This is a genomic window from Rhodopseudomonas sp. BR0C11 (genome assembly GCF_010820945.1).
Lineage (GTDB): Bacteria > Pseudomonadota > Alphaproteobacteria > Rhizobiales > Xanthobacteraceae > Rhodopseudomonas > Rhodopseudomonas palustris_H.
In genome coordinates, this window is the sequence record NZ_QTKI01000091.1 from 1 (window position 1) to 13923 (window position 13923).

14 protein-coding genes are annotated in these 13923 nt (G+C 65.9%); 9 read left to right on the forward strand and 5 right to left on the reverse strand.

All coding sequences use genetic code 11. From position 1 onward, the window contains the following. The 3 genes from DYI24_RS09795 to DYI24_RS09805 all read left to right on the forward strand — a co-directional run. On the forward strand, positions 1–1848 hold a 1848-nt coding region (locus DYI24_RS09795), incomplete at its 5' end, for an ABC transporter permease (protein ID WP_164572152.1). A gap of 340 nt (positions 1849–2188) precedes the next feature. Next, positions 2189–2980 (forward strand): Bax inhibitor-1/YccA family protein, encoded by a 792-nt coding sequence (locus DYI24_RS09800; protein ID WP_011155766.1) that lies wholly within the window; start codon positions 2189–2191, stop codon positions 2978–2980. 253 nt (positions 2981–3233) lie between these two features. Next, positions 3234–3785, forward strand: coding sequence for a GNAT family N-acetyltransferase (locus DYI24_RS09805; RefSeq protein WP_164572153.1), 552 nt, complete (start codon positions 3234–3236; stop codon positions 3783–3785). Between the two features lie 156 nt (positions 3786–3941). Here DYI24_RS09805 and DYI24_RS09810 read toward each other — a convergent pair whose 3' ends face one another. The 3 genes from DYI24_RS09810 to acnA form a co-directional block, all read right to left on the reverse strand. Beyond that, a complete protein-coding gene (locus DYI24_RS09810; protein WP_107342449.1) occupies positions 3942–4310 on the reverse strand; it encodes a DUF2794 domain-containing protein in 369 nt (122 codons plus the stop codon). 404 nt (positions 4311–4714) lie between these two features. Then, on the reverse strand, positions 4715–5470 hold the full coding sequence (locus DYI24_RS09815; protein ID WP_164572154.1) for a DUF1223 domain-containing protein: 756 nt from the start codon (positions 5468–5470) through the stop codon (positions 4715–4717). Between the two features lie 168 nt (positions 5471–5638). Continuing rightward, positions 5639–8356, reverse strand: a complete 2718-nt coding sequence (gene acnA, locus DYI24_RS09820; RefSeq protein WP_164572155.1) for an aconitate hydratase AcnA — start codon at positions 8354–8356, stop codon at positions 5639–5641. A gap of 215 nt (positions 8357–8571) precedes the next feature. Between acnA and ccmA the strand changes: the two genes are divergently transcribed. The 6 genes from ccmA to DYI24_RS09850 all read left to right on the forward strand — a co-directional run bounded on the left by ccmA (position 8572) and on the right by DYI24_RS09850 (position 11975). Then, on the forward strand, positions 8572–9174 hold the full coding sequence (gene ccmA, locus DYI24_RS09825; RefSeq protein ID WP_164572156.1) for a heme ABC exporter ATP-binding protein CcmA: 603 nt from the start codon (positions 8572–8574) through the stop codon (positions 9172–9174). Further along, positions 9171–9839 (forward strand): heme exporter protein CcmB, encoded by a 669-nt coding sequence (gene ccmB / locus DYI24_RS09830; protein ID WP_107342453.1) that lies wholly within the window; start codon positions 9171–9173, stop codon positions 9837–9839. The genes ccmA and ccmB overlap by 4 nt, the downstream gene beginning before the upstream one ends. 92 nt (positions 9840–9931) lie before the next feature. After that, complete coding sequence (locus tag DYI24_RS09835; protein ID WP_164572157.1) at positions 9932–10666, forward strand: heme ABC transporter permease; 735 nt, start codon at positions 9932–9934, stop codon at positions 10664–10666. After that, positions 10666–10839, forward strand: coding sequence for a heme exporter protein CcmD (gene ccmD / locus DYI24_RS09840; protein ID WP_013500270.1), 174 nt, complete (start codon positions 10666–10668; stop codon positions 10837–10839). Before DYI24_RS09835 ends, ccmD begins: the two co-directional genes overlap by 1 nt. Positions 10840–10855: 16 nt before the next feature. After that, entirely contained in the window at positions 10856–11452 is a 597-nt protein-coding gene (locus DYI24_RS09845; protein ID WP_107342456.1) for a DsbE family thiol:disulfide interchange protein, read from the forward strand. 139 nt (positions 11453–11591) lie between these two features. Further along, the gene (locus DYI24_RS09850) at positions 11592–11975 is read left to right on the forward strand and encodes a ComEA family DNA-binding protein (protein ID WP_107342457.1); all 384 of its coding nucleotides are present in this window, start codon (positions 11592–11594) and stop codon (positions 11973–11975) included. A 275-nt stretch (positions 11976–12250) separates the two neighbouring features. Here DYI24_RS09850 and DYI24_RS09855 read toward each other — a convergent pair whose 3' ends face one another. Then, positions 12251–12868 (reverse strand): septation protein A, encoded by a 618-nt coding sequence (locus DYI24_RS09855; protein WP_164572158.1) that lies wholly within the window; start codon positions 12866–12868, stop codon positions 12251–12253. After that, a complete protein-coding gene (gene ftsY / locus DYI24_RS09860) occupies positions 12865–13812 on the reverse strand; it encodes a signal recognition particle-docking protein FtsY (protein ID WP_107342458.1) in 948 nt (315 codons plus the stop codon). Before ftsY ends, DYI24_RS09855 begins: the two co-directional genes overlap by 4 nt. Between the last annotated feature and the right edge of the window lie 111 nt (positions 13813–13923).

Genomic DNA, 13923 nt, shown 5'->3' on the forward strand with positions numbered 1-13923 from the left:
GACACCCGCGCGGCGCTGCCGCAGGCCGGCTGGGAAATCCGCACCCGCGGCAACGCCTCGCCGCAGCTCGAACGCACCATTACCCGTTTCACTCAGTTCCTGACCCTGGTCGGCCTCGCCGCGCTGGTGGTGGGCGGCGTCGGCGTTGCCAATGCGGTGAAGAGCCATATCGACCGCCGCCGCGACGTGATCGCAACGCTGAAGGCGGTCGGCGCCACCGGGCGCGACGTGTTCGCGATCTATCTCACCCAGGTGATCGTGCTCGCGCTGATCGGGGCGGCGATCGGGCTGGCGCTCGGCGCCGCGATGCCGTTCGCGCTGGTCGGACTGTTCGGGCAGTTACTCCCGCTTCCGGTGGTGGCGGCGCTGCATCCCGGTGAGCTGGCGCTATCGCTGGTGTACGGCCTGCTCACCGCACTGGCGTTCGGATTGTGGCCGCTGGCGCAGGTGCGTGACGTGCCGGTGGCGATGCTATTCCGCGAGGCCGCGACCGCCGACGGCCATCGCCCCCGGCTGAAGCACATCGCCTTGATCGCCGCGGTCGTCGCGGTGCTGCTCGCGGTGGTGATCGGGCTCGCCTACGACAAGCGCGTCGCGCTGGCCGTGATCGGCGCCACCCTTGCGATCTTCGTGCTGCTGCGCGGCGTCGCCGCCGGACTGATGGCGATCGCGCGCCGGCTGCCGCGGTCGCGCATCACCATGCTGCGGCTCGCCGTCGCCAACATTCACCGCCCCGGTGCGCTGACACCATCAGTGGTCCTGTCGCTGGGTCTCGGCCTCGCGGTCCTGGTTACCGTCTCACAGATCGACGGTAACCTGAGACGGCAGTTCAGCGCTGCGCTGCCCGAGAAGGCACCGACCTTCTTCTTCATCGACATCCCCTCCAGCGAGACTGATCAATTCGGCACATTCCTGCGCCAGATCGCGCCGAACGCCACGCTGGAAGACGTGCCGATGCTGCGCGGCCGTATCGTCGCCGCCCGCGGCGTTCGCGCCGAAGACCTCAAGCCGGCGCCGGACGCCGAGTGGGTGCTGCAGAGCGATCGCGGCCTGACCTATGCGGCCGATGTCCCGGCCGGTTCCAAGGTGGTCGAGGGACGGTGGTGGCCCAAGGACTACAGCGGCCCACCGCTGGTGTCGTTCGACAAGAAGCTGGCGCAGGGACTTGGCCTGTCGATCGGCGACAAGGTCACCGTCAATGTGCTCGGCCGCGAGATCACCGCCACGATCTCGAACCTGCGCAGCATCGATTGGCAGAGCCTCGGGATCAATTTCGTCCTGGTTTTTTCACCGGATACCTTCCGCGGCGCGCCCCACACCCATATCGCCACGCTGACCGAGAGCGGCAGCACGCCGCAGAGTGATGCCTCGGTGATCAAGCAGGTCGCCGACCGGTTTCCGATGGTGACCTCGGTGCGGGTGCGCGAAGCGCTGGAGACGGTCGGCGGCGTGGTGTCGAACCTGGTGCTGGCGGTGCGCGGCGCCAGCGCGGTGACACTGATCTCCGCCATCCTGGTGCTGGGCGGCGCGCTCGCAGCCGGCCATCGCCACCGGGTCTATGACGCGGTGATCCTGAAGACGCTGGGCGCCACCCGGGCACGGCTGATCGGGGCCTTTGCGCTCGAATATGCGCTGATTGGTCTCGCCACCGCGGCGTTCGCCGTGCTGGCCGGCTCGGTCGCCGCGTGGCTGATTGTCACACGATTAATGACGCTGAGTTTCGCCTGGCAGGCCGGCTCGGCGGCCGGCGTGGTGGTGGCCGCCCTGGTGGTCACGGTCGGCCTCGGACTGATCGGCACGTGGCTGGCGCTCAACCAGAAACCAGCTTCCGTTTTGCGAAATTTATAGTATGCAGCGCCGGCGGAACGGGCGGCGCGGCGCGCTGGCGCACCGCTCTGGCGGGTCCTGTTAGGACTGGGAAATGGCCATTTTCGACCAAGGTCGGACGCCGATTTCTTTACCCTTCAGAGCGGAGCGACATTCAGCCGCGCATTAAAGCTTGCCCCGTCCGTGTTAGTTTCCCACATATCAGCATGGGTCGGACGGCTCGATGAACAGACGTTAATTTTGGGTCCTGACTGGGATCTTGGCTCAACTTTAAGCGCACATTCTTCGCCACCGTCCGGATAAATTAGTACTGGCTTTCGCCACCCTTCGCGACCGGCCAGACCAACTCGGGATCTCGACCATGTCGGACTTGGACCGCAACTACACTTCTCCCTTCGGCCGGGCCGCCGGACGCGTCGAAACCGCGACCGTCGACGCTGGGCTGCGCGCCTACATGCTGCGCATCTACAACTACATGACGATCGGCCTGGCCATCACCGGCCTGGCGGCGCTCGGCGTCTATATGGGCGCCGTGACCACGGACGCCGGCGCGGCTGCCGCGCGGGTCGGCAACACCATGCTGACCTCTTTCGGCGTGGCGATGTTCGTCAGCCCGCTGAAGTGGGTCTTCATCCTCGCCCCGCTGGCGATGGTGTTTGTCATCTCCTTCGGCATCAACCGCCTCAAGCCGGCGACCGCACAGCTTCTGTTCTGGGCGTTCTCGGCGCTGATGGGCATCTCGCTGTCGTCGATCTTCCTCGTCTACACCCACACCTCGATCGTCCGGGTGTTCTTCATCACCGCGGCCGCGTTCGGTGCGCTGAGCCTTTACGGCTACACCACCAAGCGTGACATGACCGGGATGGGTTCGTTCCTGATCATGGGCCTGTTCGGCGTCGTGATCGCCAGCCTGGTGAACCTGTTCGTCGCCTCGTCGATGCTGCAGTTCATCGTGTCGGTGGTGGGCGTGCTGGTGTTCGCCGGCCTGACCGCCTGGGACACCCAGCGCCTGAAGAACGACTACATCTACGGCTACGGCTCGATGGGCGGCGACGTCGCCGAGCGGGCCGCCATTACCGGCGCTCTGTCGCTCTACCTGAACTTCATCAACCTGTTCACGCTGCTGCTCCAGCTGCTTGGACAGAAGGAATAACGGTCTCCTCCCAGACCTGACAGCTCGAAGCCCCGGCCCAGCGCCGGGGCTTTTGTTTTGACGGACCGGGACCGCCGGGAGCAGCAGGACGCTTCGCATGTCAGATGTCATCGCCGGGCTCGACCCGGCGATCCATCCTGCTGCAGGCACCCTCCTGCAAGCCAGCCAAGCGTCATGGCGAAGAGGATGGATACGCGGGTCAAGCCCGCGTATGACGCTGAGATTGGCGATCCGCTCCGAGTCCGAATTTCGCATGTCCGACCTCGTCATCCGCCCGGCGACCACCGCCGACCTGCCGGCCATCACCGCGATCTACGAGCAGGCGGTGCGCTTCGGCACCGCGACCTTCGAGCTGACCCCGCCTGACCTTGCCGAGATGACGCGGCGGTTCAGCACTCTGACCGAAGCCGGCTTTCCGTATCTGGTCGCGGAAGCGGACGGGGCGATTGCCGGGTATGCCTATGCGGGGCCCTACCGGCCGCGGCCGGCCTATCGGTTCACGGTCGAGAACTCGATCTATCTCGATCCGGCGGCCCACCGCCGCGGCATCGGCAGCGCGCTGCTGCGTGACCTGATCGCCGCATGCACCGAGCGCGGCTTCCGCCAGATGATCGCGGTGATCGGCGATTCCGCCAACGCCGCCTCGATCGCCCTGCACCGCAAGGCCGGCTTCGTGCCGATCGGCACCCATACCGACGTCGGCTTCAAGTTCGGTCGCTGGCTGGACTCGGTGCTGATGCAGCGGACGCTGGGCGACGGCGGGCAGACGGTGCCCGAAGCAGAAGCGCGGCCGAACAGCCCATAATGCCGTCACCCTCCGAGAAGCGGAGGGCCCAGTATTCCAGAGAGTTGACGCTGATCACTGGCGCTCTGGGATACTGGGTCGCCAGGACAAGCCGGGCGATGACGCGGGGGAGCACCGAGACGCTTCGCCCCTGACCCGGCTCCGCCGCAGCTCAGGTCAGACCAGCGCCAGCTTGCGGTCGATCACCAGCAGCACACGTTCAAGTTCATGGCCGCGGCGCAGGATCTGGCCGGACGCGCCGATGACGCAATACGCGCCCTGTTTACGTGCGAGCCGCGGATCTTTGACGATGCGATAGATCGGGACTTCCGAGGCGCGGCGGAAGATTGAGAACACCGCGGTGTCCTTCAGGAAGTCGATGGCGTAATCGCGCCACTCGCCGGCCGCGACCATCCGCCCATAGAGATTGAGGATGCGATTGAGCTCCAGGCGGTTGAAAGTGACCAGTCCCTGCAGCGGTGCGGTGCCTGGGCGCTCCGCTGCGCGGCTCTCGCTGGGGTCAGCCTCCCCGGAAATCATATCCATCGGCGCCTCCTGTCACGACGCTGACATGATTGCGCCGCCGGCGACGGGCCGCAAGGGGACCGAAAGCAGCAGGCGCCGAAACAGCGCCCTTGCGCACGCGGCTCACGCCTTCGTTAGCCGAATTCTTATTGCCGCCCGATTTTCGCCCAGCGCCCGCCAAGCCCGCTTGCGATAATACTATCACTGCGTTGGCCCGGTCCCTTCGGCTTCGGATTCCTCAGCCCCCAGCCCCCCGAAGCAGTCGGGATCGGGCCTGTACGCAGAACCTCGATCCCCCTCCTGGGCCGACGCAAGTTGGTCCTTTTTTGTTTTGAGGGGCCGGCTCGCTCCCAGTCGGGAAGCGCGCAGCCAAGGCGCGCAAAGCAGCTCCGGCTATTTTCCGCCAGATCGCACCCGGCAGACGATCAGTTCAGCGACGTGAACGCGGCCCCGAGCATCGCGCCGGGCTTCTCACGGCTGCCGTTTTGCACATAGACCGCCGCCGCATCGACGCCGTCACCGACGACGTTCTCAAGCGGCACCGTCCAGTGCTCCGCCGCGCCGGTCCAATCGCCGACCTTCAGCAGATTGCGCACCACATTGTGGTAGGTGACGTGCCGGCCGCGGTTCTCGCCGCGCCCGATCTCGATCGGGATCGCTTTGGACACCGCGCAGATCCAGACCTCGCCGCTCTTGGTCGCCTCACCCTGGGGCGCCGCGGCGACCGAGACTTTGATCTCTTTGCCTTCGACCGCCACCGAGACCGGGACGGTCATCACCCCAGCGGTCTTGTCGGTGGTCTTGATCGCGCCCTCGATGCCGGCGCGGTTGCTGCCGACAAGGTGCGCCGACCCGTTGACGATCACCTGCGGGGTGAACACATCCCGATCGCCTCGCACTTGCGAGTAAGCTTTCTGGCGAGCGGTAAAACGGGAGTCGGCCAGCGTGTCTTTCCAGCCGAGATAGTCCCAATAGTCGATCGGAAGGCTGAGGGCGATCACCGACGGATCGCGGGCGAGTTCGCCGATGATTTTGTCCGCCGGCGGACAAGACGAGCAGCCTTGCGAGGTGAACAGCTCGACCACGGCGCGGGGCTCGGCGGCAGCAAAATCGGCCGTCGCGATCGTCACGCACAGGCCGAGTGCGCCGGACCACCGCGAAAATCCACCAACACCATTCATCGTCGTTTGCCGAACCGCCTTTGCCGAATGCTTCGGGACAGCGGCATGCCGCCATCCATCGAGGAGCCTTAAAACGAAAAGGCGGCCATTTGCATAGGCCGCCTTCCGTTCACCTGCCACTCACTTCGCAGTGAGGCATTCTGCGCCTATCGGCGAAGATCGCGGCTGTTAGGCCGCGAGCTTGCGCAGCACGTAGTGCAGAATACCGCCGTTGCGGTAGTAATCGAGTTCGTCGAGCGTATCGATGCGGCACAGCAGCGGCACGCGCTTGCGCTTGCCCTCGGCCGAGGTGATCTCGGCTTCCAGCATCTGCCGCGGCTTGAGGTCGCCTTCGAGGCCGCGGATCGTGACCTTCTCGTCGCCCTTGAGGCCGAGCGAGGCCCACGAGGTGCCCTCTTCGAAGGTCAGCGGCAGCACGCCCATGCCGACCAGGTTCGAGCGATGGATGCGCTCGAAGCTCTGGCAGATCACGGCGCGAACGCCGAGCAGACGAGTGCCCTTCGCGGCCCAGTCGCGCGACGAACCGTTGCCGTATTCGGCGCCGGCGAACACCACCAGCGGCACCTTCTCTTCCTGGTACTTCATGGCGGCGTCGTAGATCGACATCTGCTCGCCGTCGGGCCAGTGCTTGGTGAGACCGCCTTCCGGAATGTTGCCGTCGGCGCCCTTCAGCATGTGGTTCTTGATGCGGATGTTGGCGAAGGTGCCGCGCATCATGACTTCGTGGTTACCACGGCGCGTGCCGTACTGGTTGAAGTCGGCCGGCCGCACCTGATGCTCCGATAGATACTTGCCGGCCGGCGACGTCAGCTTGATCGAGCCCGCCGGCGAGATGTGGTCGGTGGTGATCTTGTCGCCGAACAGCGCCAGGACGCGGGCGTCGACGACGTCGACGACCGGCTCCGGCTGCTTGGTCATGCCTTCGAAATACGGCGGGTTCTGCACATAGGTCGAGCCCATGTTCCACTTGTAGGTCTCGCTCTCGACCGTCTTGATCTTGCGCCAGTTGGTGTCGCCCTTGAACACGTCGGCATAGCGCGCCTTGAAGATCTTGGAGGTCACGTACTTCTTGACGAAGGCGTTGATCTCCTTGGTGCTCGGCCAGATGTCCTTCAGGTACACCGGCTTGCCGTCCTTGCCGGTGCCGATCGGATCGACCGCGAGGTTCTTGGTCACCGAGCCGGCGAGCGCGTAGGCGACCACCAGCGGCGGCGAGGCCAGGTAGTTGGCCTGCACGTCCGGCGAGACACGGCCTTCGAAGTTGCGGTTGCCCGACAGCACGGCGGCGGCGACGATGCCGTTGTCGTTGATCGACTTCGAGATCTCTTCCGGCAGCGGGCCGGAGTTGCCGATGCAGGTGGTGCAGCCGAAACCGACGAGGTTGAAACCGACCTTGTCGAGATCCTTCTGCAGACCCGAATTCGCCAGATACTCGGCGACGACCTGCGAGCCCGGTGCCAGCGAAGTCTTCACCCACGGCGCCGCCTTGAGGCCCTTGGCCGCGGCGTTACGCGCCAACAGACCGGCGCCGATCAGCACGCTCGGGTTCGAGGTGTTGGTGCACGAGGTGATCGCCGCGATCACCACGTCGCCGTGGCCGAGATCGAAGTTGCGGCCTTCCACCTTGTAGCGCGCGCCGTCGAGCGCCTTCTTGTACTCGTTGGCCATCGCGGTGGCGAAGCCTTCCGAGACCGACGACAGCGCGATGCGGCCTTCGGGGCGCTTCGGGCCGGCCATCGACGGCTCGACGGTGGCGAGGTCCAGCGTCAGCGTCACGGTGAACACCGGGTCCGGCGACTTGGAGGTGCGGAACAGGCCCTGCGCCTTGCTGTACTTCTCGACCAGCGCGACCCGCGCCGAGGCACGACCCGAGGTCTTCAAGTAATCGATGGTTTCGCCGTCGACCGGGAAGAAGCCGCAGGTCGCGCCGTATTCCGGCGCCATGTTGGCGATCGTGGCCTTGTCGGCGACCGAGAGGTTATCGAGGCCCGGGCCGAAGAATTCGACGAACTTGCCGACCACGCCCTGCTTACGCAGCATCTGGGTGACGGTGAGCACCAGGTCGGTCGCGGTGACGCCTTCCTTGAGCGCGCCCTTGAGCTTGAAGCCGACCACTTCCGGCAGCAGCATCGACAGCGGCTGGCCGAGCATCGCAGCTTCCGCCTCGATGCCGCCGACGCCCCAGCCGAGCACGGCGAGACCGTTGACCATGGTGGTGTGCGAGTCGGTACCGACCAGCGTGTCCGGATAGGCGACTTCGAAGGTGCCGGTCTTGCGGCCGATCGTCATCTTCTCCTTCTTGGTCCAGACCGTCTGCGCCAAGTACTCGAGATTGACCTGGTGGCAGATGCCGGTGCCGGGCGGCACCACCGAGAAGTTCGAGAACGCCTTCTGACCCCACTTCAGGAACTCGTAGCGCTCCTGGTTCTGCTTGTACTCCTCGGCGACGTTCTTCTTGAACGCCTGGTTGTTACCGAAGAAGTTGACGATCACCGAGTGGTCGATGACGAGGTCGACCGGCACCAGCGGATTGATCTTCTCGGCATCACCACCGAGCTTCTGCATCGCGTTGCGCATCGCCGCCAGATCGACCACCGCCGGCACGCCGGTGAAGTCCTGCATCAGCACGCGCGCGGGGCGGAATGCGATCTCGTGCTCCAGCGCCTTCTTCCGCATCCACTTGGCGACCGCCATGATGTCCGCCTTCTTGACGGTGCGGTCGTCCTCGTTGCGCAGCAGGTTTTCCAGCAGCACCTTCATCGAATAGGGCAGACGGGAAATCCCCTTCAGGCCGTTCTTCTCGGCGGTGGGCAGGCTGTAATAGACGTAAGACTTGCTGCCGACCTTGAGGATCTTCCGGCATTTGAAGCTGTCGAGCGAGGTCATGTAAGGCGGGTCCCAGATTATCGTTTTCGATTGGGCGAGCTTGTATGCTGGCTCCGGAGGGGCAGGCCGTCCGGCTTGCAGGCGCCGATCGTGTGCTGCATCAAGTTCCGGCTTATAGAACCTTTCCAATTGCGCCGCCAGTTCGACAATGACAGGCGAGCGCATCGATTTGTGAGCAGGCCGTTCCGATCCCGGAGCGGAACAGGTTGGGATGCATGCGGCTGTCGGGGCGCGACTTACGGTGTGTACGAGGTGGCCGCGAGGTATTCGCCGGACTGGCCTTCGAGGCGAGCGGCGGCGAAGCGCTGGCGCTGGTCGGACATAACGGCGCCGGTAAGACGTCGCTGCTGCGGCTGATCGCCGGGCTGCTGACACCCGAGGGCGGAACCATCACGCTCGACGGCGGGGAACCGGATACGCCGGTCGCCGAGCAGGCGCACTACCTGGGCCACCGTGACGCGCTCAAGCCGTCGCTCAGCGTCGCTGAAAATCTCGGCTTCTGGCGCGACTTTCTCGGCGGCGAGCGCACCGATCTGAGCGCCGCCATCAAGGCGGTCGGGATCGGCCACGCCGCCGAACTGCCGGCCGCGTATCTGTCGGCCGGCCAGCGCCGGCGGCTCTCGATCGCCCGCCTGCTGGTGGTGCGGCGGCCGATCTGGCTGCTGGACGAACCGACCTCGGCGCTCGACGTCAAAGGCCAGGAGCTGTTCGTCGGCCTGATGCAGGATCACCTCGCCCGCGGCGGCATCATCGTCGCAGCCACCCACACGCCGCTCGGCATTCCGGTGCGCGAGCAGCGGATCGGAGCCGCGACATGACCGCGCTCGGCGCCATCATTCGCCGCGATATCAAGATCGCGCTCCGCGTCGGCGGCGGGGCGCTGATCGGCGTATTGTTCTTCCTCACTGTGGTGGTGCTGATGCCGTTCGCGGTCGGCCCCGACCTTGCGCTTTTGAAGCGGCTCGGGCCGGCGATCCTGTGGCTCGGCGCGCTGCTCGCCAGCCTGCTGACACTCGACCGGCTGTTCACCGCCGACGCCGAGGATGGCTCGCTCGACCTGATCGTGATGAGCCGCACCCCGCTGGAGCTGACCTGTGCCGCCAAGGCGCTGGCGCATTGGCTGGCGGCCGGCCTGCCGCTGATCGTGGCAACCCCGGTGCTGGGCCTATTGCTCAACCTCGACGGCAGCGCCTCGCTGGCCGTGATGGCGACGCTGCTGGCCGGCACCCCGGCGCTGACCTTCACCGGCATGATCGGCGCCGCGCTGGCGGTGACGCTGCGCCGCGGCGGGCTATTGCTGGCCGTGTTGGTGCTGCCGCTGTCGATCCCGGTGCTGATCTTCGGCGTTTCGGCCTCCCAGGCGGCGATCGTCGGCCCGGTGTCGTTCGGCACCCCGTTCTCGATCCTGTGCGCGATCTCGCTGCTCAGCCTGGTGATCGGCCCGTTCGCCGCCGCCGCCAGCCTGCGCCAGGGGCTGGATTAGGGCGAATCACCGCCGATCAACTCCTTCGGAAGTCGCCGCCGACCTGCGTCACGTCATTGCCTGTGCGGGTCCCGGCCATTATCAGGGACGTCATGAAGCTGACCGAACTCGCCAATCCGACCCGGTTCCTGACGCTCGCGGGGCGCCTGCTGCCCTGGCTGGCGGCCGCGACCGCATTGGCGCTGGCGGCGGGGCTCACCCAGGGCATGCTGGCGCCCGACGACTACCAGCAGGGCGCCACCGTCAAGATCATGTTCGTCCACGTGCCGAACGCCTGGCTGGCGATGTTCGTCTGGGGGGTGATGAGCGTCGCCTCGCTCGGCACGCTGGTGTGGCGGCATCCGCTCGCCGACGTCGCGGCCAAGACCGCGGCACCGATCGGCGCGGCCTTCACATTCCTGGCGCTGGTCACCGGCTCGCTGTGGGGCCGGCCGATGTGGGGCACCTATTGGGAATGGGACGCCCGGCTGACCTCGATGTTGGTGCTGTTTTTGATGTATCTCGGCCTGATCGCGCTGTGGCGCGCGGTCGATGACCCGTCCCGGGCTGCCCGCGCCGCCGCCGTGCTGACCCTAGTCGGTGCCATCAACCTGCCGATCATCAAGTTCTCGGTCGATTGGTGGAATACGCTGCACCAGCCGGCCTCGGTGGTGCGGATGGGCGGCTCGACGCTCGACAAGGCGTTCCTGGTCCCGCTGCTGGTCACCGCGATCGGGTTTTCGCTGCTGTTTCTGACGCTGCATCTGGCGGCGATGCGGAACGAGATCCTGCGCCGGCGGGTGCGCTCGCTGCAGATGATGCAGGCCAGCCGGGCCGAGGCAGCGTGATGTTCGGCAAATACGCGGACTTCATCGTCTCGTCCTACGCCGCCACCGCGATCGTGGTGCTGCTGCTGATCGGCTGGGTGGTGCTGGATTATCGCAAGCAGAAGGCGCGGCTGCGCGATCTCGAGGCTCGCGGCGCCGTCCGCCGCTCCGGCCGCAGCGCGACCGATCACTAACAACCCACGGATCATCATGAGCGACACCTTCGATCCCGCCTCGCCGAAGCGCCGCTCCTGGCTGGTGGTGCTGCCGGCGCTGCTGTTCGCCGGGCTGGCGGTGTTGTTCTGGTTTCGGCTCGGCGATAGCGACGTGTCGCGGATCCCCTCCGCCCTGATCGGGCGGCCGGCGCCGCAGACGCCGCTCCCGCCGCTGGAAGGCTTGAGCCGTGACGGCAACCAGGTCGCGGGTCTCGATCCGGCGATGTTCAAAGGCAAGGTCAGCGTCGTTAACGTCTGGGCATCGTGGTGCGTACCTTGCCATGACGAAGCACCGCTGCTGATGACGCTGGCGCAGGACACCCGCATTCAGCTCGTCGGGATCGACTACAAGGACAAGCCCGACAATGCTCGCCGCTTCCTCGGCCGGTATGGCAATCCGTTCGCGGCCGTCGGCGTCGATGCCTCCGGACGTGCCGCGATCGAATGGGGCGTGTACGGCGTGCCGGAGACCTTCGTGATCGGCCGCGACGGCAAGATCGCCTACAAGCTGGTCGGACCGATCACCCCGGACAACATCGAGAAGGTGCTGAAGCCGGAAATCAGCAAGGCGCTGGCGGCGCCGCAGAGCTGACCGACCTGTTAGCACTGCTAAAAAACCCTCGAAAATAAATCGGACCGTTTATCAGCCGTTCATCGCGCCGCCATTGCGGCGCCATGAATCCCGGATGAGCTTCGGGCGTTACTAACAACGTCCTTTGGAGGGACATCCGATGGGTACCTCGACTTTCCGTCGCCTCACGCTCGCCCCGCTCGCCGCCGCCGTCGCGCTCGGCCTGCTCGTCTCCGCGCCCGCAATGGCGCAGGCACCGCAGCCGGCCACGCCGCCGACCGCCAAATCCGACAAGATGGCCCCTCCGCCGAAAGCCGAGACCAAGGCGGCTGCGCCGGCGAAGTCGGAGAAGGTCGAGCTCCTCGATATCAACTCGGCGACCGCCGAACAGCTCGACGCGCTCCCCGGCGTCGGCAAGGCTTACTCCGCCGCGATCATCAAGGGCCGGCCCTACAAGGGCAAGGACGAGCTGGTGCAGAAGAAGATCGTGCCGCAGAAGACCTACGACGGCATCAAGGACAAGATCATCGCCAAGCAGAAATAATCGAGATGATGCCGGGGCGCCTGCCCCGAAGTAACACGTCATGCCCGGGCTTGACCCGGGCATCCATCACCAAAAGAGGATGGATTGCCGGGTCAAGCCCGGCAATGACGGCTGTGGGGATAGCGGCGGCCTGCGACCAACACGGGCCGTCATTGCGAGGAGCGTAGCGACGAAGCAGTCCAGAGCACTGAGCTGGATTGCTTCGCGGAGCCAGTGCTCGGACGGTGCAAATCGCCGATCCGGGCACTCGCAATGACGGAGAGAGGGAGTTGCGGTCAGCGCCCCGACACGTCGCCTTCGTCGGCGGCGCTCTGTTCGAGCGTGGCGGGCTCGGCCGCGTAGCGCTTGGTGAGCGGCATCTGCAGCAGTGCGAATAGCATGGTGAGCGGCACCACGCCGAACACCTTGAAATTGACCCAGAAGTCGGTCGACTGCGTCCGCCATACCGCTTCGTTCAGCACTGCCATCGCGAAGAAGAACAGCGCCCAGCGCAGCGTCAGCTTGCGCCAGCCTTCCGCCGTCAGGTTGAACACCTGATCGAACATGATGGCGATGAAGCTGCGGCCGAACAGCAGCCCGCCGCCGAGCACCGCGCCGAACAGCGCGTACACGATGGTCGGCTTCATCTTGATGAAGGTCTCGTCGTGCAGCACCAGCGTCAGGGTGCCGAACACCAGCACCACCACGGCGGTGACCAGCGCCATCACCGGTACGTGCCGGGTGACGACGTAGGACGCGATCACGGCGGCGACCACTGCCACCATGAAGGCGCCGGTCGCAGCGAACAGATGAAACTTGGCGTTGACGATGAAGAACACCAGCAGCGGCCCGAGCTCGGTCGCCAGCTTGAACAGCGGGTGCGGCCGGTTGGGCTTCAGCAGGTCGTCCGTCATGCCGCCTCCGTGCCGGCGATCGCCTTGGCGAAATCGCGCGCCGTGAACGGCGCCAGATCGTCGACGCCTTCGCCGACGCCGATGAAGTGCACCGGCAGTTTGTGCTTCTCGGCGATCGCCACCAGGATGCCGCCGCGGGCGGTGCCGTCGAGCTTGGTCATCACCAGGCCGGTGACGCCGGCGGTCTTGGTGAAGGCTTCGACCTGCGACAGCGCGTTCTGGCCGACGGTGGCATCGAGCACCAGCAGCACCGCATGCGGCGCGGTGGCATCAACCTTCTTGATCACCCGCACTACCTTCTCGAGCTCGTTCATCAGCTCGGTGCGGTTCTGCAGCCGGCCGGCGGTGTCGATCAGCAGCACGTCACGGCCCTGCTGCTTGGCTTCGGTAAGCGCGTTGAAGGCGAGGCCTGCGGCGTCCGAGCCCTGGGCGCCGGCCACCACCGGCGTGCCGGTGCGATCGCCCCAGACCTTGAGTTGATCGATCGCCGCGGCCCGGAAGGTGTCGCCGGCAGCCAGCATCACCTTGTGGCCCTCGGACGCGAACCGCGCCGACAATTTGCCGATGGTGGTGGTCTTGCCGGATCCGTTGACCCCGACCATCAGGATCACGAACGGCTTCTTGCCGGCGTCGATGTCGAGCGGCTGCGCCACCGGCGCCAGCACCTTCTCGACCTCTGCGGCCACGATCTCTTTGACGTCGCTGGCCGAGATCATCTTGTCGTAGCGGCCCTCGCCGACCGCCTTGGCGATCCGCGCCGCCACCTCGGTGCCGAGGTCGGCGCGCAGCAGCACGTCCTCGATCTCCTCGAGCATCGCCCGATCGAGCTTGCGCTTGGAAACGAATTCCGACAGCGCGGTCCCGATCGAGCTCGAGGTGCGCTTCAGTCCGCTGGACAGCCGTCGCCACCAGCTCTGTTTCGAATTTTCCGGAGTGTCGCTCATCAGGGCGCTGTGTTAGCCGTTTCGCGCCATGAACGAAAGCCACCCAGATCAATTCGAGCCGCCGGAACTGACCCCCGAGGAGATCCAGGCGCGCGTGCTGTATCGCGACGG

Coding starts and splice junctions, on each gene's coding strand:
- acnA (WP_164572155.1), bottom strand. CDS start 8,356: ATGACCTCGCTCGACAGCTTCAAATGCCGGAAGATCCTCAAGGTCGGC.
- DYI24_RS09800 (WP_011155766.1), top strand. CDS start 2,189: ATGTCGGACTTGGACCGCAACTACACTTCTCCCTTCGGCCGGGCCGCC.
- DYI24_RS09855 (WP_164572158.1), bottom strand. CDS start 12,868: ATGACGGACGACCTGCTGAAGCCCAACCGGCCGCACCCGCTGTTCAAG.
- ccmA (WP_164572156.1), top strand. CDS start 8,572: ATGCGGCTGTCGGGGCGCGACTTACGGTGTGTACGAGGTGGCCGCGAG.
- DYI24_RS09805 (WP_164572153.1), top strand. CDS start 3,234: ATGTCCGACCTCGTCATCCGCCCGGCGACCACCGCCGACCTGCCGGCC.
- ftsY (WP_107342458.1), bottom strand. CDS start 13,812: ATGAGCGACACTCCGGAAAATTCGAAACAGAGCTGGTGGCGACGGCTG.
- DYI24_RS09845 (WP_107342456.1), top strand. CDS start 10,856: ATGAGCGACACCTTCGATCCCGCCTCGCCGAAGCGCCGCTCCTGGCTG.
- DYI24_RS09835 (WP_164572157.1), top strand. CDS start 9,932: ATGAAGCTGACCGAACTCGCCAATCCGACCCGGTTCCTGACGCTCGCG.
- DYI24_RS09850 (WP_107342457.1), top strand. CDS start 11,592: ATGGGTACCTCGACTTTCCGTCGCCTCACGCTCGCCCCGCTCGCCGCC.
- DYI24_RS09815 (WP_164572154.1), bottom strand. CDS start 5,470: ATGAATGGTGTTGGTGGATTTTCGCGGTGGTCCGGCGCACTCGGCCTG.
- ccmB (WP_107342453.1), top strand. CDS start 9,171: ATGACCGCGCTCGGCGCCATCATTCGCCGCGATATCAAGATCGCGCTC.
- ccmD (WP_013500270.1), top strand. CDS start 10,666: ATGTTCGGCAAATACGCGGACTTCATCGTCTCGTCCTACGCCGCCACC.
- DYI24_RS09810 (WP_107342449.1), bottom strand. CDS start 4,310: ATGGATATGATTTCCGGGGAGGCTGACCCCAGCGAGAGCCGCGCAGCG.